This is a genomic window from Lysobacter helvus, from assembly GCF_018406645.1.
In the GTDB taxonomy this organism is placed as follows: Bacteria; Pseudomonadota; Gammaproteobacteria; order Xanthomonadales; family Xanthomonadaceae; genus Noviluteimonas; species Noviluteimonas caseinilytica.
Genome location: NZ_AP024546.1, coordinates 425409 through 444951 on the forward strand (window position 1 = coordinate 425409; position 19543 = coordinate 444951).

19 protein-coding genes are annotated in these 19543 nt (G+C 68.7%); 11 read left to right on the forward strand and 8 right to left on the reverse strand.

Features of this window, described 5'->3' with window-relative positions; all coding sequences use genetic code 11:
• Positions 1 to 50 precede the first annotated feature (50 nt).
• Genes LYSHEL_RS02130 through LYSHEL_RS02140 form a run of 3 tightly spaced genes read left to right on the forward strand, consistent with a single transcriptional unit; the run spans position 51 to position 3644 of the window.
• A complete protein-coding gene (locus LYSHEL_RS02130; RefSeq protein WP_213435394.1) occupies positions 51 to 446 on the forward strand; it encodes a DoxX family protein in 396 nt (131 codons plus the stop codon).
• Between the two features lie 7 nt (positions 447 to 453).
• Positions 454 to 2661: a M1 family metallopeptidase gene (locus LYSHEL_RS02135; protein ID WP_213435395.1), complete on the forward strand. Its 2208-nt coding sequence runs from the start codon at positions 454 to 456 to the stop codon at positions 2659 to 2661.
• An 8-nt stretch (positions 2662 to 2669) separates the two neighbouring features.
• A complete protein-coding gene (locus LYSHEL_RS02140) occupies positions 2670 to 3644 on the forward strand; it encodes a hypothetical protein (RefSeq protein ID WP_213435396.1) in 975 nt (324 codons plus the stop codon).
• Positions 3645 to 3724: 80 nt separating this feature from the next.
• On the opposite strand, the gene LYSHEL_RS02145 is transcribed toward LYSHEL_RS02140, so the two are convergent.
• Positions 3725 to 5557: a DEAD/DEAH box helicase gene (locus LYSHEL_RS02145; protein WP_213435397.1), complete on the reverse strand. Its 1833-nt coding sequence runs from the start codon at positions 5555 to 5557 to the stop codon at positions 3725 to 3727.
• Between the two features lie 90 nt (positions 5558 to 5647).
• Here LYSHEL_RS02145 and LYSHEL_RS02150 point away from each other — a divergent pair, with 90 nt between their 5' ends.
• Complete coding sequence (locus LYSHEL_RS02150) at positions 5648 to 5866, forward strand: RNA-binding S4 domain-containing protein (RefSeq protein ID WP_213435398.1); 219 nt, start codon at positions 5648 to 5650, stop codon at positions 5864 to 5866.
• Between the two features lies 1 nt (position 5867).
• Here the strand turns inward: LYSHEL_RS02150 and LYSHEL_RS02155 are convergent, their stop codons facing one another.
• Both LYSHEL_RS02155 and LYSHEL_RS02160 read right to left on the reverse strand, forming a co-directional pair.
• On the reverse strand, positions 5868 to 7337 hold the full coding sequence (locus LYSHEL_RS02155; RefSeq protein WP_213435399.1) for a hypothetical protein: 1470 nt from the start codon (positions 7335 to 7337) through the stop codon (positions 5868 to 5870).
• A gap of 104 nt (positions 7338 to 7441) precedes the next feature.
• On the reverse strand, positions 7442 to 8560 hold the full coding sequence (locus tag LYSHEL_RS02160) for a COG3904 family protein (protein ID WP_213435400.1): 1119 nt from the start codon (positions 8558 to 8560) through the stop codon (positions 7442 to 7444).
• A gap of 154 nt (positions 8561 to 8714) precedes the next feature.
• Here LYSHEL_RS02160 and LYSHEL_RS02165 point away from each other — a divergent pair, with 154 nt between their 5' ends.
• On the forward strand, positions 8715 to 10025 hold the full coding sequence (locus LYSHEL_RS02165; RefSeq protein WP_213435401.1) for an aminotransferase class V-fold PLP-dependent enzyme: 1311 nt from the start codon (positions 8715 to 8717) through the stop codon (positions 10023 to 10025).
• A gap of 3 nt (positions 10026 to 10028) precedes the next feature.
• On the opposite strand, the gene LYSHEL_RS02170 is transcribed toward LYSHEL_RS02165, so the two are convergent.
• The gene (locus LYSHEL_RS02170; protein ID WP_213435402.1) at positions 10029 to 10259 is read right to left on the reverse strand and encodes a hypothetical protein; all 231 of its coding nucleotides are present in this window, start codon (positions 10257 to 10259) and stop codon (positions 10029 to 10031) included.
• A gap of 196 nt (positions 10260 to 10455) precedes the next feature.
• Positions 10456 to 11601: a serine hydrolase domain-containing protein gene (locus tag LYSHEL_RS02175; RefSeq protein ID WP_213435403.1), complete on the reverse strand. Its 1146-nt coding sequence runs from the start codon at positions 11599 to 11601 to the stop codon at positions 10456 to 10458.
• Between the two features lie 175 nt (positions 11602 to 11776).
• Here LYSHEL_RS02175 and LYSHEL_RS02180 point away from each other — a divergent pair, with 175 nt between their 5' ends.
• Positions 11777 to 12316 carry an EF-hand domain-containing protein gene (locus tag LYSHEL_RS02180; protein ID WP_213435404.1) on the forward strand — a complete coding sequence of 180 codons (540 nt, stop codon included), beginning with the start codon at positions 11777 to 11779 and terminating at the stop codon, positions 12314 to 12316.
• A gap of 1 nt (position 12317) precedes the next feature.
• Here LYSHEL_RS02180 and LYSHEL_RS02185 read toward each other — a convergent pair whose 3' ends face one another.
• Positions 12318 to 13556 (reverse strand): alkaline phosphatase family protein, encoded by a 1239-nt coding sequence (locus LYSHEL_RS02185; protein WP_213435405.1) that lies wholly within the window; start codon positions 13554 to 13556, stop codon positions 12318 to 12320.
• Positions 13557 to 13650: 94 nt separating this feature from the next.
• Between LYSHEL_RS02185 and LYSHEL_RS02190 the strand changes: the two genes are divergently transcribed.
• From LYSHEL_RS02190 to LYSHEL_RS02210, 5 genes are all read left to right on the forward strand, one after another.
• Entirely contained in the window at positions 13651 to 14217 is a 567-nt protein-coding gene (locus tag LYSHEL_RS02190; RefSeq protein WP_213435406.1) for a DUF4440 domain-containing protein, read from the forward strand.
• A 52-nt stretch (positions 14218 to 14269) separates the two neighbouring features.
• Entirely contained in the window at positions 14270 to 15934 is a 1665-nt protein-coding gene (gene hutU / locus LYSHEL_RS02195; protein WP_213435407.1) for a urocanate hydratase, read from the forward strand.
• Between the two features lie 14 nt (positions 15935 to 15948).
• Positions 15949 to 17082 (forward strand): AAA family ATPase, encoded by a 1134-nt coding sequence (locus tag LYSHEL_RS02200; RefSeq protein WP_213435408.1) that lies wholly within the window; start codon positions 15949 to 15951, stop codon positions 17080 to 17082.
• A 97-nt stretch (positions 17083 to 17179) separates the two neighbouring features.
• Positions 17180 to 17638, forward strand: a complete 459-nt coding sequence (locus tag LYSHEL_RS02205) for a YybH family protein (RefSeq protein ID WP_213435409.1) — start codon at positions 17180 to 17182, stop codon at positions 17636 to 17638.
• A 114-nt stretch (positions 17639 to 17752) separates the two neighbouring features.
• Complete coding sequence (locus LYSHEL_RS02210; RefSeq protein ID WP_213435410.1) at positions 17753 to 18610, forward strand: PA4780 family RIO1-like protein kinase; 858 nt, start codon at positions 17753 to 17755, stop codon at positions 18608 to 18610.
• Between the two features lie 7 nt (positions 18611 to 18617).
• Here the strand turns inward: LYSHEL_RS02210 and LYSHEL_RS02215 are convergent, their stop codons facing one another.
• A complete protein-coding gene (locus LYSHEL_RS02215; protein ID WP_213435411.1) occupies positions 18618 to 18842 on the reverse strand; it encodes a hypothetical protein in 225 nt (74 codons plus the stop codon).
• Positions 18843 to 18871: 29 nt separating this feature from the next.
• On the reverse strand, positions 18872 to 19528 hold the full coding sequence (locus tag LYSHEL_RS02220) for a dioxygenase family protein (RefSeq protein ID WP_213435412.1): 657 nt from the start codon (positions 19526 to 19528) through the stop codon (positions 18872 to 18874).
• Positions 19529 to 19543 lie beyond the last annotated feature (15 nt).

Genomic DNA, 19543 nt, shown 5'->3' on the forward strand with positions numbered 1-19543 from the left:
TGGCCTGCACGGGGGGTGCGGGTGGCCGTTTCATCATCCTTGGGGGAGCAATGAACCAGAACACACAGAACGACCTGGGACGCCTGATCCTGCGCGTCATCCTGGGCGCACTCGTGCTTTTGCACGGCATCGCGAAACTGCGCGGCGGCATGGGCGGCATCGTCGGCATGGTCGAAGCGCACGGGCTGCCCGGCGTGCTCGGCTACGGCGTGCTCGCCGGCGAAGTGCTCGGACCGCTGATGCTCATCGCGGGCTTCTACGCGCGCATCGGTGCGTTGCTCGTCGCGATCAACATGCTGTTCGCCTTCGCGCTCGTGCACATGGCCGACCTGACGCACATCAACGAGCAAGGTGGTTGGGCGCTCGAACTGCAGGGCATGTACCTGTTCACCGCAATCGCACTGGCGCTGCTCGGGCCGGGGCGCTACAGCGTCAACGGACGCTGAGGACACCATGACCAATTCCATCAAGTTCCCGCGCTGGGCCATCGGCCTTGCGCTCGTCGGTACGTGCGCGCTCGCCGCCACCGCACCGAAGGCCGTCGTTCCCGCCACCGCACCCCCGGTGGCCGACGACATTCCGTTTGCATCGCCGCATGCCGCGGCCGTGTCGGTGCCGAGCGCACCGGAGGCCTGGGGCGGCGCACGCACCGGCAGCGAAGGCACGCTGTCCGATCGCGTGGTCACCTACAAGATCGCCGCGACGCTCGATCCGGACAAGCACACGATCGACGGCAAGCAGCAACTGACCTGGCGCAACCGCAGCGCCGTGCCGGTGCGCAGCGTGTACCTGCACCTGTACCTCAATGCGTTCGAGGGTCCGGGCAGCACGTTCTACACCGAGCAGAAGCAGAACAGCTTCGGGTTCCGCAGCGGCGTGAAAGTGGACAAGGGCGGCTGGGGCTACACGCGCCTGCAGCGCGTCGAACAGGGCGGCGCGAAGGTGAACTGGTCGTACGTGCATCCCGACAACGGCCCGTCGACCGATCGCACCGTGGTGCGCCTGGACCTGCCGGAAGCCGTGGCGCCGGGCGGCAGCACGACGCTCGACATCGACTTCTTCAACAAGCTGCCGCGCGTCAGCGCACGCACGGGCTACTACGGCACGTTCCATCTCGTGGGCCAGTGGTTCCCGAAGATCGGCGTGCTCGAACTGCCCGGCGAACGCGGCGCCACCGCCCCGCGCTGGAACGTGCACGAGTTCCACATGCACAGCGAGTTCTACGCCGACTACGGCCTGTACGACGTGTCGCTGACGGTGCCGAAGGGCTGGACCGTCGGCGCCACGGGCGAAGAGCAAGGCGCGCCGGTGACCAGCAAGGACACGGTGACGCACCACTTCGTGCAGGGCGACGTGCACGACTTCGCGTGGACCGCCGACAAGCGTTTCGCCAAGCCGCTCGACGGCGTGTACCACGGCGCGAACGGCCCGGTGCAGGTGCGCGTGCTGTACCACCCGGAATACGAATCGAACGCCAAGCCGGTGCTGGATGCGACGATCGCGTCGCTGGCGTATTTCTCCAAGACGCTCGGCGACTACCCGTACAAGACGGTCACCGCCGTCGTCCCGCCGTACAACGCGCGCGAAGCCGGCGGCATGGAATACCCGACGCTCTTCACCGCCGACTACGTGGACGACCCGCGTCCCGGCACGCTCGACCGCTACATGCTCGACTTCGTGACCATCCACGAATTCGGCCACGGCTACTTCTACGGCATCCTCGGCTCGAACGAATTCGAAGAGCCCATGCTCGACGAAGGCCTGAACGAGTACTGGGACCACCGCATGGAGCGCGCCGCGAAGACGCGCATCACCGCGAACACGTGGCTGACGAAGGCGCTGAAGTTCGACGTGTCGATGAACCCGTTCGACGAGCAGCGCCTCGGCGCGATGCTCGACAACCCGGCCGATCCGCTGGGCGGCAATTCGTGGGACCGCTATTCCAGCGGCAGCTACGGCACGGTGTACTCGCGCACGGCGACGACGATGCACGACCTGGAGGAAATGGTCGGGCACGATGCGCTGGAGCGCGCGTTCAAGCAGTACTACGCGACGTGGAAGTTCCGCCACCCGAGCATCGCCGACCTGCAGCAGACCCTCGCCGAGTCGACGGGCCAGCGCGCGCTGGTCGAGCGCGTGTTCGCGCAGCAGGTGTACGGCACGCAGAAGGTCGACGACCGCATCGCGAAGTTCGAAAGCGAGGAAGTGCTGCCGGCGCCGGGCCTGGTGGAGTGGAAGGGCAAGCCGGTCGAACTCACGCAGGCCCAGATCGACAAGACCGTCGACAAGCTGCGCGAGACCTGGAAGAAGGCGCATCCCAAGGCGAAGGACGGCGAAGGTCCGTTCCCGTACCACACGCACGTGGTGGTCAAGCGCGAAGGCGCGTCGGTGCCGCAGACCGTGCTGGTGCGCTTCGAGGACGGCAGCTCGAAGGCGTTCCGCTGGGATGACGCCAGCGGCGAACGCTGGGCCCGCTGGCAGCTCGTGACGCGCAGCCGCGCGGTGTCGGTGCAGCTGGATCCGGAACGCCGCATCAACCTCGACCGCGACAAGCTCGACGACGGCCAGACGCGCGAAGCCAACACGGCTGCGTCGCGTCGCTGGACCGCCGACGTGTTCGCCGCCCTGCAATCCCTCTATTCCGTGATGGTGACCCTGTGAACGCATCCGTGAGCAAGCAAGGCGGCGTCGGCGCGCTGGTCAGCGGCGTCGCGCGCGCATTCCAGTGGCGCCTGCTGGTGCTGTGGGCCGTGGGCCTGGCGCTGCCGGCGCTCGTCGTGACGCTGCCCGTGTGGCAGGCGTTGTCGTCGCGGCTGGACCACGCCATCAACGCGGGCGACATCGCGCAGCGCTTCGACATGGCGCAGATGTTCGAAGTCTTCAAGCCGATGTTCGACAACCAGGGCGGCGACCTCATCGCCGGCGCGGGCATGGGCAGCGCGTTGCTCGCGTTGCTGATCGCCCCGTGGCTGACGGGCATGGTCGTCGCGTCGATCCGCGCGGGGCAGACGCTCCGCTTCGCCAACCTGCTGCAGTTCGGCCTGCGCGAATACGGCCGCATGTTCCGCATGCTGCTGTGGGCGCTGGTGCCGCTGGGCATCGCGTTCGCGGTGTTCGCCGGGATGGGCAAGTGGGCCGACACGCAGGCGGAAACCGCGATCCTCGCGAGCGTCGGCGACAACGCGCATCGCCTCGGGTTGATCGTGTTCGGCGTGCTGTTCGTCATCGCGCACGCCACGGTGGAAGCCGGCCGCGGCATGCTCGCCGCGGAACCGGCGCGCCGTTCGGTGGTGAAGGCCTGGTGGCGCGGCACGAAGCTGTTCTTCCGGCGTCCGCTCGCCGTGCTGATCGTGTACCTCGGCACGCTGTTGCTCGGCGAAGGCCTGGCGCTGGTGTTCGGCTTCGCGCGCACGCAGGTGGGCGCGGCGAGCGTCGGCGGGTTCATCGCCGGCCTGCTACTCGTGCAGCTGGTGGTGATGGCGATCGCCTGGGGCCGCGCGGCGCGCCTGTACGGCATGGCTGCGCTGGCGAGCGATGCGCAGTACCGCGAATCGCTGAAGCCGGTGAAGCAGAAGAAGGTGAAGGCCGTCGAGGCTGCCACGCCGGTGGCCGACGAATCGATGGAGTCGCCTGCGGTGGCTTGATCGCCGGGACCGGGGACCTGGGACCAAGGACCGGGGAAAACAAAAAAGCCGCGCATTTCGGTGCGCGGCTTTTTCTTTGCTCAGCGACGGGGCGGTGGCCCCTTCCGATGCGGCGCCCGCGGCGGCGCACTGCGCGGCGTGTGCGCCGGCAACGTGTTGCCGCCCTCGCCCATCCGGCTGATCCGCAACGGCTGGCCGGCCACGCGCACTTTCTTCAGGTGCGTCATCAGTTCCGGCGGCATGCCTTCGGGCAAATCGAGCAGCGAGAAGTCGTCGTGGATGTCGATGCGGCCGATGTACTTGCTCTCCAGGTCCGCTTCGTTCGCGATCGCGCCGACGATGTTGCCGGGCTTCACGCCGTGGCGGTGGCCCACTTCGATGCGGTACGTCTCCATGCCGGCGTCGGGCGCCGAACGCGGGCCGACATCCTTGCGCGGCGGACGCGGGGCGCCCGGGCGTTCACCACGGTCGCCGCGATCGAAGGCCGGGCGTTCCGGACGGTCGAAGCTCGCGCGGTCCTGGCGCGGCGCGCGGTCGGGCCGCTCGGTGCGTTCGAACGCGGGACGCGGCTTCTCCGGTTCCAGCAGCAACGGCGTCTTGCCCTGCACCAGCTTGGCGAGCGCGGCGGCGATGTCGTGCAGCGGCACGTCGTGTTCGCGCTGGTAGCGCAGCACGAGGTCGCGATACGTGTCGAGTTCGCCTTCGGTCTGCAGCGCTTCGCCGATGCGCGAAAGGAACTTCGCGACGCGACGGTCGTTGACGGCTTCGACGCTGGGCAACTGCATTTCGGTGATCGGCTGGCGCGTGGCGCGCTCGATCGCGCGCAGCATGCCCTTCTCGCGCGGCGTCACGAACAGGATCGCCTCGCCGCTGCGGCCCGCGCGGCCGGTACGGCCGATGCGGTGCACGTAGCTTTCGGTGTCGTACGGGATGTCGTAGTTCAGCACGTGGCTGATGCGTTCCACGTCCAGGCCGCGCGCGGCGACGTCGGTGGCCACGAGGATGTCGAGCTCGCCGTCCTTCAGGCGCTGGATGGTGCGTTCGCGCAGTTTCTGTTCGACGTCGCCGTTGATCGCGGCGGCGGCGAGCCCCCGCGCCTGCAGCTTCTGCGCGAGTTCGTCGGTGCCCAGCTTGGTGCGCGCGAACACGATCATCGCCTCGTACGGCTCGGCTTCCAGGATGCGCGTCAACGCATCGAGCTTGTGCATGCCGGCGACGAACCAGTAGCGCTGGCGGATGTTGGTCGCCGTGGTGGTCTTCGCCTGGATGGTCACTTCGACCGGATTGCGCAAGTAGGTCTGCGCGATGCGGCGCACCTGCGAGGGCATCGTGGCGGAGAACAGCGCGACGCGACGACCTTCCGGCGTCTTCTTCAGCACGGTCTCGACGTCGTCGATGAAACCCATGCGCAGCATCTCGTCGGCTTCGTCGAGCACCAGCGAGGTCAGGCCGGAGAGATCCAGCGAGCCGCGTTCGAGGTGATCGATCACGCGACCGGGCGTGCCCACCACCACGTGCACGCCGCGCTTGAGCGCGGAGAGCTGCGGCTGGTAGCTCTGGCCGCCGTAGATCGGCAGCACGTGGAAGCCGGGCATGTGCGCGGCGTACTTCTGGAAGGCCTCGGCGACCTGGATGGCCAGTTCGCGCGTGGGCGCGAGCACCAGGGCCTGCGGCTTGGTCTTGGTGAGGTCGATGCGCGCCAGGATCGGCAGCGCGAACGCGGCCGTCTTGCCGGTGCCCGTCTGGGCCTGGCCCAGGACGTCGCGGTTCTCCAGCAGCGCGGGGATGGTCGCGGCCTGGATGGGGGATGGGGTCTCGTAACCCACGGCCTCGACCGCGGCCATGATGGCCGGGGGCAGGCCGAGGTCGGCGAATCGCAGGGACGCGGCGGGCTCGCCGTCAGGGGTCGACATGGGCACTCCGGCCACTCGTGGGGGGCGGTATTGTGCGCCTCCGGCCGTGACGCCGCCCGATTCCCCCCAAACCCCAGGTCCCCGCCCCGAATGCAACGCCTCGAATTCGCCCTGGACGGGCACGATCACGTCGAACTCCACCAGCTGCTCAAGCTCGTCGGTGTCGTCGACAGCGGCGGTGCCGGCAAGCACCTGGTGGCCAGCGGCGTGGTGACCGTGGACGGCCAGGTGGAGCTGCGGAAGACCTGCAAGATCCATGCGGGCCAGCGCGTGGCGGTGGACGACGTCGCGATCGACGTCGTCGCCTGACTCACTGGATCAGCAGGGCCCGCTCGAACGCCTCGCGCGAAATCCGGTAATCTGCGTGCCCGCCTTCCATCCTGGCGCGCACGTGCGCTTCGCGGCCGTCCACCGACACCAGCGTGGCGGTGCGCGGCTCGGCATGCATCGTGAAGAACTGCAGCGTGTGGCCCTGGTATTGCGCCAGCTGCTCCCACGCCAGGCGACCGCCCGGCGGCGCGGTGGGCGCGTCGAACGACGAGGCGTATTCCGAGCTCGCGGTGCGCACGCCGTTGTTGGCGGTGTGCACGACGACGGGCGCCGGCGGCTCGATCGGATCCGGCGCGCCGGTCGCGGGCGCGACGCCGCCGTGTTCCTTCACGATCGCGGCGAAGGTGGCACCGCGCTCGGCCAGCGGTTTGGGCATCGTGCCGCGCCACTGCACCGGATCGTTGTGCGCGCCATGTTCGACCTTGGCCTGCAGGCGCAGCATCGCCGCACCGTCGCGACGCGCGGCCGTGCGCTCGCTGCTGTGCAACGGCGAGGCGTAGGTGCCGCCGAAGGCGAACTGCCCGCCCTTCCAGGCGAAATCGCGATACGACGTGACGGTGCCGGCATCGGGCACGAGGCCGCGCACTTCGAGCAGGCGCAGCACCGATGCAAGATGCCGGCCGACGAAGGTTTCCTTGTCCACGCCATCCTGCTTCGCGCACCACGCGTTGCGCGCGTCGACGAAGCCCTGGTCGCTCACGTCCCAGCTTTCGGCATGCGTGGCGGTGGCCACGTCGGCCAGGTGCAGCACGCTGATGTCCTTCGCCAGGGTTTCTTCGCGGTTGTACTGCGTGCGCGACACGCCCGGCGTCATCAGCACGATCTGCGTGGTGACGCGGTCGTTGGCTTCGCGCACGTCGTAGCTCAGCGAGGTCTTGCCGGGCTTCAGGCCCATCGCGACGAGTTCGTCGCGCACGAAGTACGCGTGCTGCATGCAGCCTTCGCTCTCGAAGGGCGAGGCGCTGATCGCGCCGATCGGGCCGAGTACGCCGAGCGTGGGATCCACGCCGGCCTTGGAATCGAAACCATCGATGGCGAGCTTGAAGCCGTCGAGGTTGGCCTTTTCCAGGCGCATGTCGACCAGGTTGGCCAGGAAGAACGACCAGCCGCCCGGCACGGTGATGCGCAGGCGTTCGAAATGCAGGCGGGCGGCTTCGTCCGCCGAATCCGGCGCGACGGCCGCGGCGGCTTCGGCGGCGGGCGCCGAGCCCGCGGGCGAGGCGAGATAGAGCGACACGTCGCTGGCGACGACGTCGCCGTTCCAGTCCGGATAGACGAGGCCCCGGATCTCGGTGTCCGAATTGGCGAAGGCCACGTTGAGCACCTGCCCCGCGAGCGCATTCGCCTGCTGGTGGGCCACGTAGCCCACGCCGCCCACGAGCGCCAGACCGACCAACACGAACCAGCGCGCGCGTCCCCGACGCGGCGCATACGCCACCTTCCGACCCATTTGCGAAGCCCCCTTGCAGTGGAACGGACGCTATCACGCGCACGCAATTGGGAACCGCGTCGCACTTCTCGCTTTTTTTGCGGCGCCCCGCCGCTCGTCGGTGATCAGTGCGCGGCGGTCTGCTGCGGCCCGGCGTCGGCTTCGGGCGCGGCCGGTGCTTCGGCCGGCGTGGCGGGCACGTCGAGTTCGGCCAGCGGGCTTTCTTCCGGGCACGTCTTGTCCGGGAAGCCGTATTCGGGACGCAACGCCAGGCCGCACGCGTTGATGGAGGCCACGCCTTCGGCGACCTGCGTGCATTGCTGGTCGTACGCGCGATAGAACGCGTCTTCGCGACGCACGAAGTCCAGGCCGCAGCGGCGCACCAGCCGGATGCGTTCCAGGTCTTCCTGCGCGGCGTTGCGCCCGGTGAGGCCGAACCCCACGAGTTCGGCCGGCGTGAGCAGGCGCAGGCTGCGGTTGGGCACGGTCATCATGAAGTCGGCGACCGCCACGCCCGCGCCGTTGCGCTCGAGGTAGGCCTTCATTTCGTCGTGCACTTCGTGCAGTTCGGCGCTGAGTTCCGCGCGCGAAGTCGCATCGGACTGGATGCGGATGATGCGGTGGATGCCGACCGCGCCGGAGATGACGCGATCGTCGCCGCCGGCCAGCAGCAGCACGCAGGCGCTGTGGCAGACCGCGTGTTCGCGCACCCAGATCGTCCAGTTGCCGTCGGCGATGATGTCGCCCGCGCGGATGGCGTCCTCGACCTGGCCGCCGCTGGAATCGATGTCGAGGATGCGCTGCTTGATGCCCATGCGCACCGACATGTTGCCGACGCGTTCGACCAGGTTGGTGAAGTCGCCGGCGATGCGGCCGCGGTAGCGCAGGCGCAGCACGCCGGCGTCCTTGCACGGCAGCATCGCGTCGAGCACGGAGAAGAATGCGAGGTCGGAGAACGTGATGCCTTCGCCGTCGACTTTCGCGTCGGTATCGCACGTGATGGTGGCCGTGCCCGACTCGAGCGTGGAATCCGGCCACTCGGTGGTCTTCGCGATGTTGACCTTGTGCCGCTTGGGCTTCGGGGCATCCACGGAAACCGCGCCGAAGTCCGTGCCGCTGTCGGCGTCGGCCTGCGTGGAGGCGGCCGGCGCGGGGCCCGCCACGGGTGCGGGCGCGCGATTGCACGCCACGCACAACACGGCGGCGAGCAACATGGAAGACGCGGGCCACCAGCGCATGCGCATCGTGCGATCGGGTTCCGGACGGGGGTGCGCCAGTGTAGGCGCTGGGCTCGCGCGGGGATCGAATCGAAGGTGAATCGTGGTCCCGCCGACGCGCGGTGTCCGTTCCGCCGTGGACCGCGCGTTGCCATGAGGGTCCCCCGCCAGGAGCCTCCGCATGGCTGTCACCCGCCGTCAGTTCCTCGCCGCGCCCGTCGCCCTCGGCGGCGTGGCCGCCAGTGGTGCGCTGCTGAGCGCGCTGGCGGCCGAGACCGCACCGCTGCCCGACCTCACGAACTGGGCCAACGTGCGCGCGCAGTTCGCGCTGGACCCTGAGCTGCTGCATTTCGCGAGCTTCTTCATCGCCAGCCATCCCACGCCGGTGCGCAATGCGATCGAAACCTGGCGGCGCACGATGGACCGCAATCCCTTCCGCGTGATCGAGCAAGGGATGTTCGAAGAGGAATCGCACAACATCCCGCTGCAGGTGCAGCAGGTGGTCGCGGGTTACATCGGCGCCAGGCGCGACGACATCGCGTTGGTGCGCGCGACGACCGAAGGCCTCGCGCTGATCTACCACGGCCTGCCGCTGAAGGCCGGCGACGAAGTGCTCGCGACCACGCACGATCACTACTCGCACCACGAAGCGATCCGCTTCGCCACCGAACGCGCGGGCGCGACGACGCGGCGCGTGGCGTTGTACGACGAGGCCAGCGAGGCGACGGTGGACAGCCTCGTGCAGCGCCTGCTCGCCGGCATCGGGCCGAAGACGCGCGTGGTCGGCATGACGTGGGTGCATTCGAGCACCGGCATGCGCTTGCCGGTCCGCGAACTCACGCAAGCGCTGAAGGCCAGGCATCCCGACATCCTGGTGGTGCTGGATGGCGTGCATGGCATCGGCGCGGCCGAACCGGTGCTCACCTCGCTCGGCGCCGATTACATCGCCGCCGGGACGCACAAGTGGATCTTCGCGCCGCGCGGTACCGGCATCGCGTGGTCCACCGCGGACGGCTGGGCGCGGCTGCGGCCGACGGTGCCGAACTTCACCGACCTGGAGAGCTACAACGCGTGGGCGGAGAACCGTCCGATCAAGGGGCCGACGACGGCATCACGCATCGCGCCCGGCGGATTCCACGCGTTCGAACACCAGTGGGCGATGTCGGCGGCCTTCCAGATGCACGAGGCGATGGGCCGCGCACGCGTCGCCGCGCGCATCAGCGAACTCAACGAACGCCTGAAGGCGCAGCTCGCCGAGAACAAGAAGATCAAGGTGCACACGCCGCGGTCGGCCGCGTTGTCCGCAGGCCTCGTCGCGTTCGAGATCGACGGGCTGAAGCCGGAGGAGATCGTGAAGCGGCTGGGCGAGCGCAAGATCGTGGCGAGCACGAGTCCTTACGCGATCTCGTACGCGCGGCTTGCACCGAGCCTGGTGAATACGCCGGACGAAGTGGATCGTGCAGCGCGCGCGGTATTGGCGCTCGCGGGCTGAACGTTACTGCCTGCCGAAGCGATGGCCGTCGTCATTGGCGGCCTGCGCATCCGGATGCTGGTGTTCGCTGATGGAATGCATCAGCGATTCGCCCGCGGCAGTCAGGCAGATGCCCTCGTCGCTCACGTCGACGAGACCCGATTCCTTCAACGCGGTCACGATGAACGGAAAGATGGGCTCCTTCCGTTCGAGGGCGTCCAGGATGAAGAGGTACTCGTATTCACTCGGCGACATAAGGGCGGGTGGCCATCGGATTGAGCGCAATCCTAGGTTCCGCGCAGTGACAGGGGAGTGAGAAAAAAGCCGTGTAAATGACTGAATTCTTCAGTTATGGCCGCTTGCGCGCAGCGTGCGCAGATGGTCGATCCGAACATGACTGCGCGGAAAACGGGCTTCCTGAATTGGATCGGGAAGCCCGCTGCGCTTGGCGCTACGGCATCGGGAAGCGCAGATCCGGCGCACCTGCGGCGGCCACGTCGCCCAGCAGTGCGTCGGCGAACGGCATCGTGCGCGGGGATCCGCTGTTGCTCATCACGATCACCGACCAACCGCTGTCGCGCGTGGCGCGGAAATCCACGCCCACGCCGGGCGCGCCGCCCGGATGGCCGTAGCCGACATCGTTCCCGACCGCGAAGCGCAACAGGCCGAGGCCGTGCGGCGGCGCATGCGATCCCGCGGGCAACGTCACCGGCGCGAACAACAACGCGCGCGTCTTCGCATCGAGCAGCTTGCCGACGGTGAGCGCGCGATGGAACTTCAGCAGATCGCGCGGCGTGGAATAACCGCCGCCTGCGGCGCCGCCGCGCGGTTCCGGCATGCGCAACGCGGTGTGCGCATCCGCACCGGTGCCGCCGGGCATCGGCGTCGCGACGTTCGTGGCCTTGCCGTCGACCTCGAAGTAACCGGTGTCGTGCATGCCGGCGGGCTGGAAGATGTGCTCGGCGACGTACGCGTAGTAGTCCTGCTTCGACACCGCTTCGACGATGAGGCCCAGCACCATGAAACCGCTGTTGCTGTAACGCCACGCGGTGCCGGGCGTGAACTCGGGTTCCTTCGCGAGCAGCGGGATGTAATCGGACAACGTGTGCAGCGATGCGCGGCGTGCCTGGAAATCCTCGCCCCAGTACAGGCCGAGGCCGGAGGTGTGCATCAGCAGTTCGCGCACGGTGACGTGGTCGCGCACGCTGGCAACCGGCCACTTCGGGAGATAGCGGCGGATGGGGGCGTCGAGGTCGAGCTTCCCCTGCTGCACGAGTTGCAGGATGGACACCGTGGTGAACAGCTTGCCGGTGGACGCCATGTTGAAGCGCGTGTCCGGCCCGATCTTCGCGCCCGCGGGATCGGCGAGGCCGACGCTGCGTTCGTACACCACGTGCGTGCCATCGGCGACGAGCACGGTGCCGCTGAAGCCGGCGCGCGCGGCGTCGTCGATGCGCGCGTCGAGCGCGGTCGCGAGCGCCTTCGCATCGAATCGCGCGGCGGCGGGCGCGGTGGATACCGGGGCGGCCATGGCGGCGCTGGCGACGGCAGCGGTGGCGAGCAGGCACGACAGGGCCAGCGGGGCGAGACGGAACATGCGAACTCCGGGAGCGGTGGGCGTCGAGGGCCATGGATGCCGCCCGGCGCCGGACCGTCGCAGGCACTCACGTTCACGTCCGCTGGCTGAATCCGGCGGGCCGCGTGTCAACTCGACCGCACCGCCTGCGTTTCCTTCGCCACGCGCGGCAACGGTGCCGCCGAACGGAGACACCATGAAAATCCAGCTGCTCACCGCCGCCCTGCTGCTCGCGTCCGCGCCCGTGCTGGCGCAGACCCAGGCCGCCAAGCCCGAGGGCATGCATCGCGGCATGCATCGCGGCGGCGGCATCGAACGCCTCGACACCGACAACGACGGCCGCATCAGCCGGGCCGAATTCGACGCTGGCCGCGCGGAACGCGAAGCGCGCATGGCGAAGGATCCCGAACGCCAGGCCCGCATGCAGGCGCACATGAAGGACCACAAGCCCGTCGACTTCGCCGCGATGGACACCAACCGCGACGGTTACCTCGTGCGCTCCGAACTGCGCGCCTACCACGAGCGCATGCGCCCGCAGCGCGAGGCCGAACGCGCCGCGCGCTTCAACGAACGCTTCGCGCAGGCCGACCTCAACCGCGACGGCAAGCTGGGCCGCGTGGAAGTGCAGGAAAAAATGCCGCAGCTCGCCGATCGCTTCCAGTGGATCGACGAGAACCGCGACGGGTTCCTGAGCAAGGCGGAGTTGCAGGCCGGTCGCGAAGACCGCCACCGCTGAGTCATTTCAACGCCGGCAACAACGGCGCGATCGTTCCATCGTTCGGCAACGGCGGTACGTCGATCAACCTGGCGAGCAACGGATAGACGTCGACGTTGTCGAACACCGGCAAGCGCGCGCCCGCACGGAACGCGGGCCCGCGTGCCACGAACAACGCACGCATCACCGGCAGCGCCGGATCGTAGCCATGCGATCCGCGCGCATGCGCGGGGCGCTTCACGAAATCGGCGCGGTGGATCGCATCCCACCCCGCTTCCACCTGGCAGACGATCGGCGGCACGCGGGGATTGGTTCCGTAGTGCCAGCGCGCGGGCAGGCCGGACTTCTTCCAGCATTCGTAATGCGGATGCGCGCCGAGCAGTTGCGCTTCCGCGGCGCGCGTGCGGCCGGGACGCGGCGCAAACCCCACCGATTGCCCCGTCGCGATGACCTCCGCATCGGCCGGATCGACCATGTCTTCCACCGCGATGAGCTGACCCGGCGGCACCGCCGCCATGCCGTGGTCCGACACGATGACCAGGTTCACCTGCGGCCCGAGCGCATCCACCAGCCGCGCAATGCTCGCATCCACCGATGCAATGGCACGCGCCATCTCCGGGCTGTCCGGCCCGAAGTCGTGCCCGACCACGTCGAGCGTTTCGAAATACAGCGTCACCAGTCGCGGGCGCTCCGCTTCCGGCGCACGCAGCCACGTGACCACCTGGTCCACGCGGGCGTCGTTGCCGAGCGTCTTGTCGTAACGCACCCACTCGCGCGGATGCACGCCATGGATGGGCGCCTGCGATCCGGGCCAGAACATCGTCGCGGTGCGCACGCCCGCGCGTTCGGCGGTGACCCACAGCGGTTCGCCACCATTCCACCAGCGCGCATCGCCCGCGTTGGCTTCGTTGCTCGACTTGAACGGGCCGAGCACCGCATCGCGCATCGTGTTCTGCACGACGCCGTGGCGGTCGGGACGCAAGCCCGTCACCAGCGTGTAGTGGTTGGGAAACGTGAGCGAGGGATACGACGGCGTCATGCCGTCGCCGCGCACGCCTTCGCGTGCGATGCGCGAGAGCGTGGGCGTGATGCCGCGATCGAGGTAATCCGCGCGGAAGCCGTCGATCGACACCAGCACGACGGGCACCGGCGGCGTGGCCATCGCAGGCGCGGGCGCGGGCGACGGCGTCGGCGCCCCGGCGCAGGCCGCGAGCATGGTGCACAGCAACAGGGCCGCGGCGGCCCGCAGGGAAGGCGTCATGCGGCCGATCTTAGCGGCGCGCCGTGACTTTCGTCGCTGGCCGCGGCGCGCGCGGGGGTCGATAGTCGGCGCTCCGCCTCGCTGGAGCACGGCCATGTCGCAACGCACGTTCGTCCGGATCGCGGGGGCTTCGGCACTGGCCCTGTGCACGCTCGCGTTCGCGCAGTCGAAGGAGGCGCCGAAACCGTCGCCGCCCTCGCCCACCTTCAGCGCGGCCGAATGCGCGGTGTGGTCGCGCGAGCTCGCGTTCGCCGACAGCGTGAAGGCGCACGACGCGAAGGCCTTCGCCGATTTCGTCGCCGCCGATGCGGTGTTCGGCGTGGGCTCGGGCGATCCGAAGCACGGCCGCGCGGCGATCCTGGAAGACTGGGTCGGGATCATCGACGGCTCGGCCCTGGTGTTGTCGTGGTACCCGACGGCCGTGGCCATCGGCGGCGAACCCGACATCGCGTATTCGACCGGCCGCGCCCTGCTGCAATCGCCCGCCGGGAAGACCCCGAAGCGCATCTCGACGTCGACCTTCGTCTCCACCTGGCACCGCGACCGCGACGGCACCTGGCGCGTGCTGCTGGATGGCGGCGCGGCGCCGAAGCCCGCCACCGACGCGGACGTGGCCGCCTTCCACGCCGGGCGCATGGCCTGCCCGCAGCGCGCGGGCTGAACGCGGGGCCGCATCGGAGCGATAATCCCGCTTCCCCGCGCCGGAGTCGCCGATGTCCACCCGCAAGGATCCCAGCCGCACCATCCGCGCACCGCGCGGCAACCAGCTCAGCTGCAAGTCCTGGTTGTCCGAAGCGCCGTTCCGGATGCTGCAGAACAACCTCGATCCGGAGGTCGCCGAGAATCCCGCGGAGCTGGTGGTCTATGGCGGCATCGGCCGCGCGGCGCGCGACTGGGAGTGTTACGACGCGATCATCAAGTCGCTCAAGGAATTGCGCGACGACGAAACGCTGCTGATCCAGTCCGGCAAGCCCGTCGGCATCTTTCCCACGCACGCCGACGCACCGCGCGTGCTGCTCGCCAATTCCAACCTCGTGCCGCACTGGGCGACGTGGGAACACTTCAACGAGCTCGATCGGAAGGGTCTGATGATGTACGGCCAGATGACGGCCGGCTCGTGGATCTACATCGGCTCGCAGGGCATCGTGCAGGGCACGTACGAAACCTTCGTCGAGATGGGCCGCCAGCATTACGACGGCAACCTCACCGGCAAGTGGATCCTCACCGCGGGCCTCGGCGGCATGGGTGGCGCGCAGCCGCTGGCCGCGTCGCTCGCCGGTGCGTGCTCGCTCAACATCGAATGCCAGCAGTCGCGCATCGACATGCGCCTGCGCACGCGCTACGTCGACGAACAGGCCACCGACCTCGATGACGCCCTCGCCCGCATCGAGAAGTACTGCGCGGCCGGCGAAGCGAAGTCGATCGCGTTGCTCGGCAACGCCGCGGAAATCCTGCCCGAACTCGTGCGCCGCGGCGTGCGCCCCGATGCCGTCACCGACCAGACGTCCGCGCACGACCCCGTGCACGGCTACCTGCCGATCGGCTGGACGGTGGACCAGTGGCTGCGCATGCAGACCGAAGACCCGGTGCGCGTGCGCGATGCCGCGAAGAAATCCATGCGCGTGCACGTCGAAGCGATGCTCGCGTTCGAGGACATGGGCATCCCCGTGTTCGACTACGGCAACAACATCCGCCAGATGGCGAAGGACGAAGGCTGCACGAACGCATTCGACTTCCCCGGCTTCGTGCCGGCGTACGTGCGGCCGCTGTTCTGCCGCGGCGTGGGCCCGTTCCGCTGGGTGGCGCTGAGCGGCGACCCGGAAGACATCTACAGGACGGATGCGAAGGTCAAGGAACTCATTCCCGACGACGCGCACCTGCACCGCTGGCTCGACATGGCGCGCGAACGCATCAGCTTCCAGGGCTTGCCCGCGCGCATCTGCTGGGTGGGCCTGGGCCTGCGCCACAAGCTGGGCCTGGCGTTCAACGAGATGGTGCGCAACGGGGAATTGAAGGCGCCGGTCGTCATCGGCCGCGATCATCTGGACAGCGGCAGCGTCGCCTCGCCCAACCGCGAAACCGAAGCGATGCGCGACGGCAGCGACGCCGTGAGCGACTGGCCGCTGCTCAACGCGATGCTCAACGTCGCCGGCGGCGCGACGTGGGTGAGCCTGCACCACGGCGGCGGCGTGGGCATGGGGTATTCGCAGCACAGCGGCGTCGTGATCGTGTGCGACGGCACCGAGGCAGCCGACAAGCGCATCGCGCGCGTGTTGTGGAACGACCCGGGCACCGGCGTGATGCGGCATGCGGATGCGGGGTACGAGATCGCGAAGGCCTGCGCGAAGGAACAGGGCCTCAAGTTGCCCATGCTTTGACGGAGACGACGGCCATGCTCACCACCCTGGCCGTCTCGAGTTACCGATCGCTGCGCGACATCGTCGTCCCGATGTCGCGCCTCAACCTCGTCACCGGCGCCAACGGCAGCGGCAAGTCGAACCTCTACCGCGCATTGCGCCTGCTCGCGGAAACCTCGCGCGGCGGCGTGGTCCCCGCGCTCGCGCGCGAAGGCGGTTTGCAGTCGACGTTGTGGGCCGGGCCCGAAGGCGGTGGGTCGCAAGGCACCGTGCGCACGCAACCGATCGCGTTGCGGCTCGGGTTCGCGGGCGAGGATTTCGGATACGCGATCGATCTCGGGTTGCCGACGCCCTCCTCCTCGCAATTCCGCCTGGATCCGGAGATCAAGCGCGAGGCGATCTGGAGCGGCCCATTCCTGCGCGCGTCCAACCTGCTCGTCGATCGCAGCGGCCCGATGGTGCGCGTGCGCGACGGGCGCAGCTGGCGCGTGGCGCAGCAGCACCTGCCGGCGTTCGACAGCCTGTTCGACCACGTCGTCGATCCCGCGCCCTCGCCCGAAGTGCTCGTGCTGCGCGAACGCATCCGCGGCTGGCGCTTCTATGACCACTTCCGCTCCGACCGCGACGCGCCCGCGCGCCAGTCGCAACCCGGCACGCGCACGCCGGTGCTGAGCCACGACGGCAGCGACCTCGCGGCCGCGTGGCAGACGATCGTGGAGATCGGCGACGTGGAAGCGCTGGATGCGGCGGTGGACGATGCGTTTCCTGGCGCAAGCGTCTCGGTGATGGAAGAAGCGGGGCGCTTCCGGTTGCGCTTCGACCAGGTGGGATTGCTGCGCCCGCTCGATGCGGCGGAGCTCTCCGATGGCACCTTGCGTTACCTGTTGTGGATCGCGGCGTTGCATACGCCGCGGCCGCCGGCGCTGATGGTGCTCAACGAACCCGAGACGAGTTTGCATCCCGACTTGCTGCCGCCGCTCGCGCGGTTGATTCGTGCCGCTGCCCAGCGCTGCCAGGTGTGGGTGGTGTCGCATGCGTCGCGGTTGATTGCGGCGCTGGAGGAAGACGAGGGCTGCAACAGCGTGCATCTCGAGAAGCGCGACAGCGAAACGCGCGTTGCGGGACAGGGGCTGCTGGATACGCCGGCGTGGCATTGGCCGGAGCGGTGACGGCGCACCCCGGCTCCCGATCCGGATGGCCGATCCGCGGATGAGATGGCGTACAGCCTGTTACGGGCCGTGGGGGCCCCTTCCCGGGAGAACCGCAATGCAGGCACGAAACCGTTTTGGCGCGGCGCTGTTGACGTGTGGCCTGGCCCTGGCCGGAACGGCCGCGGCGGCCGAACCGCAATCCGCCACCGATTGCTTCCTGGCCGGCTTCCGGGCCAGCAACGCCGATGCGCTGGCGCCTTGCTACGCCGAGGACGCGGTCATGTGGTTCCCCGGCGGGCCGATGGCGAAGGGGCGCACGGCGATCCGCGACGGGTTCGCGGGCTACTTCGCGGGCGCGACGGTCAAGGACGCCACGCTGACGCAGCTCGGCGAAGAAGCGATGGGCGACACGCGGGTGACCTGGGGCACCTACGTGGTGAACCTGGTCGACAAGAAGACGCAGGCCGCGTCGGTGGAACGCGGACGCTATACCGATGTGCAGAAGAAGATCGACGGGCGCTGGGTCTACATCGTCGACCATCCGTCCGACGATCCGGCGCCGGCTGCGAAGTAACGGTTCCCGCTGCCTGCCGTCCGTGCGCGGGCGGCAGGCACAGCGCCGCCGTTGCGCGGCATCGTCGTCATCACCGCCGGGCGATAATGCGTGCCCGTTCCAGGTCGCGCGCCCATGAAAACCCCCGCCGGCCTGCAAGCCCTGCTCGACGATGGCGTGATCCACGCCGTCGTCCGCCAGCTCAAGAGCGGCAAGGAAGCGTCTGTGTATGTCGTGCGCAGCGACGACGAATTGCGCTGCGCCAAGGTCTACAAGGACATGGCCCAGCGCAGTTTCCAGGCGCGCTCGCAGTACCAGGAAGGCCGCAAGGTGCGCGGCAGCCGCCAGGCGCGCGCGATGGGCAAGGCCAGCAAGTACGGCAAGAAGGCGCTGGAAGAAGCGTGGAAGAACACCGAGGTCGATGCGCTCTACCAGCTGAGCGCCGCCGGCGTGCGCGTGCCGAAGCCCTACGGCTATTTCAACGGCGTGCTGGTGATGGAGCTGGTGACCGACAGCGAAGGCCACAGTGCGCCGCGCCTCGGCGAAGTGGAACTCGATGCGGAGACCGCGCGCGAATACTTCGTCTTCCTGGTGCGCCAGGTCGTGCGCATGCTGTGCGTGGGCATGATCCACGGCGACCTGTCCGAGTACAACGTGTTGGTCGATGCGCACGGTCCGGTGATCATCGACTTGCCGCAGGCGGTGAGCGCGGCCGGCAACAACCATGCACGCGCGATGCTGCTGCGCGACGTCAACAAGCTGCGCTCCGCCCTCGCCTTCTTCGCGCCGGAGCTCGACATGCTGCATTTCGGCGAAGAGATGTGGGCGTTGTTCGAGGCCGGTGAACTGCAACCGGATTCGGAGCTCACGGGGAAGTTCGATTTCGCGACGCACGAGGCCGACGTCGATGCCGTGCTGGATTCCATCGAGGATGCGCGGCAGGAAGCGCTGATCCGGCAGCAGGGGCGGGAAGAAGCGGAGAACGCGGACTGAGCGATCGTCAGCGCGTCTTCAAGAATCGCCAGCAAACGCCGAGCGACACGAGCCACACCGCGAACTGCCACCAGCCGCCATCCCAGATCGTCTCGGCGGTGGGCGCGTCGGCAACGAACAAAGCCACGATCCCGGCCGCGAGCAGGACGGCGAAGGTCATCGCCCAGGAAGCGAACAGCACCTTGAAGACGCGGAGGGCGATCGTGATCAGCGGCGTGCGCTTGCGCTCCATGGCGGCAACCCTTGTCCGGACGCCAAGCCCTAAGACAGCACGATGTCCCAATCGAAGCGCAGGTCGTCGTCCTCCTCGCCCAACGCATGCGCAACGGCGGCCTCCTTGCTCGCACCGAGCGCATTGAAGATCGCGTCCTTCGCGTTGCCTGCCTCGCCGGGGAAATACATCTGCGTGACGAGGTGCTTGTGCTTGTCGTCGACGTCGAAGTGGATGTGCGGCGGACGCACGGCGACGGGATTCACCGGGTTGATCGGATAGGCGCCCGGCTTGATGGTGGTGAAGCGATAGCGGCCATGGTCGTCGCTCACCAGGCGCGCGTAGCCTTGGAAGTTCGGGTCCAGCGGTGCGGGGTTGACGTCGCGCGGATGGTCGTAGCGCCCCGCGGCATTGGCTTGCCACAGTTCGAGCACTGCGCCCTTGATGGGTTTGCCGTCGCGATCGAGCACGCGGCCGGACACCACGATCACCTGCCCGCGCGCCCGGCCCGCGGCGCCCTTCACGTGTGTGAGGTCGGCATCGGATTCCGATGGCAGCTGCACGGGGAAGAACGGACCGCGCGTCTGCGCGGGCGTGGCGGTGAGTGCCGCGAGCGCGGACTGCCACGGGGCGACGAGGGCCAGCGCGCCCAGGCCGGCGGCGCGCTGGAGGAGTGCGCGGCGCGCGATGGCGTCGGGGGTGGGCATCGGAGGTCTCCCGCA

Bases quoted from the DNA above. Each gene is read 5' to 3' on its own strand.
- LYSHEL_RS02130 (WP_213435394.1), top strand. From the start codon at position 51: ATGAACCAGAACACACAGAACGACCTGGGACGCCTGATCCTGCGCGTC.
- LYSHEL_RS02135 (WP_213435395.1), top strand. From the start codon at position 454: ATGACCAATTCCATCAAGTTCCCGCGCTGGGCCATCGGCCTTGCGCTC.
- LYSHEL_RS02145 (WP_213435397.1), bottom strand. From the start codon at position 5,557: ATGTCGACCCCTGACGGCGAGCCCGCCGCGTCCCTGCGATTCGCCGAC.
- LYSHEL_RS02150 (WP_213435398.1), top strand. From the start codon at position 5,648: ATGCAACGCCTCGAATTCGCCCTGGACGGGCACGATCACGTCGAACTC.
- LYSHEL_RS02155 (WP_213435399.1), bottom strand. From the start codon at position 7,337: ATGGGTCGGAAGGTGGCGTATGCGCCGCGTCGGGGACGCGCGCGCTGG.
- LYSHEL_RS02160 (WP_213435400.1), bottom strand. From the start codon at position 8,560: ATGCGCATGCGCTGGTGGCCCGCGTCTTCCATGTTGCTCGCCGCCGTG.
- LYSHEL_RS02165 (WP_213435401.1), top strand. From the start codon at position 8,715: ATGGCTGTCACCCGCCGTCAGTTCCTCGCCGCGCCCGTCGCCCTCGGC.
- LYSHEL_RS02170 (WP_213435402.1), bottom strand. From the start codon at position 10,259: ATGTCGCCGAGTGAATACGAGTACCTCTTCATCCTGGACGCCCTCGAA.
- LYSHEL_RS02175 (WP_213435403.1), bottom strand. From the start codon at position 11,601: ATGTTCCGTCTCGCCCCGCTGGCCCTGTCGTGCCTGCTCGCCACCGCT.
- LYSHEL_RS02180 (WP_213435404.1), top strand. From the start codon at position 11,777: ATGAAAATCCAGCTGCTCACCGCCGCCCTGCTGCTCGCGTCCGCGCCC.
- LYSHEL_RS02185 (WP_213435405.1), bottom strand. From the start codon at position 13,556: ATGACGCCTTCCCTGCGGGCCGCCGCGGCCCTGTTGCTGTGCACCATG.
- LYSHEL_RS02190 (WP_213435406.1), top strand. From the start codon at position 13,651: ATGTCGCAACGCACGTTCGTCCGGATCGCGGGGGCTTCGGCACTGGCC.
- hutU (WP_213435407.1), top strand. From the start codon at position 14,270: ATGTCCACCCGCAAGGATCCCAGCCGCACCATCCGCGCACCGCGCGGC.
- LYSHEL_RS02200 (WP_213435408.1), top strand. From the start codon at position 15,949: ATGCTCACCACCCTGGCCGTCTCGAGTTACCGATCGCTGCGCGACATC.
- LYSHEL_RS02205 (WP_213435409.1), top strand. From the start codon at position 17,180: ATGCAGGCACGAAACCGTTTTGGCGCGGCGCTGTTGACGTGTGGCCTG.
- LYSHEL_RS02210 (WP_213435410.1), top strand. From the start codon at position 17,753: ATGAAAACCCCCGCCGGCCTGCAAGCCCTGCTCGACGATGGCGTGATC.
- LYSHEL_RS02215 (WP_213435411.1), bottom strand. From the start codon at position 18,842: ATGGAGCGCAAGCGCACGCCGCTGATCACGATCGCCCTCCGCGTCTTC.
- LYSHEL_RS02220 (WP_213435412.1), bottom strand. From the start codon at position 19,528: ATGCCCACCCCCGACGCCATCGCGCGCCGCGCACTCCTCCAGCGCGCC.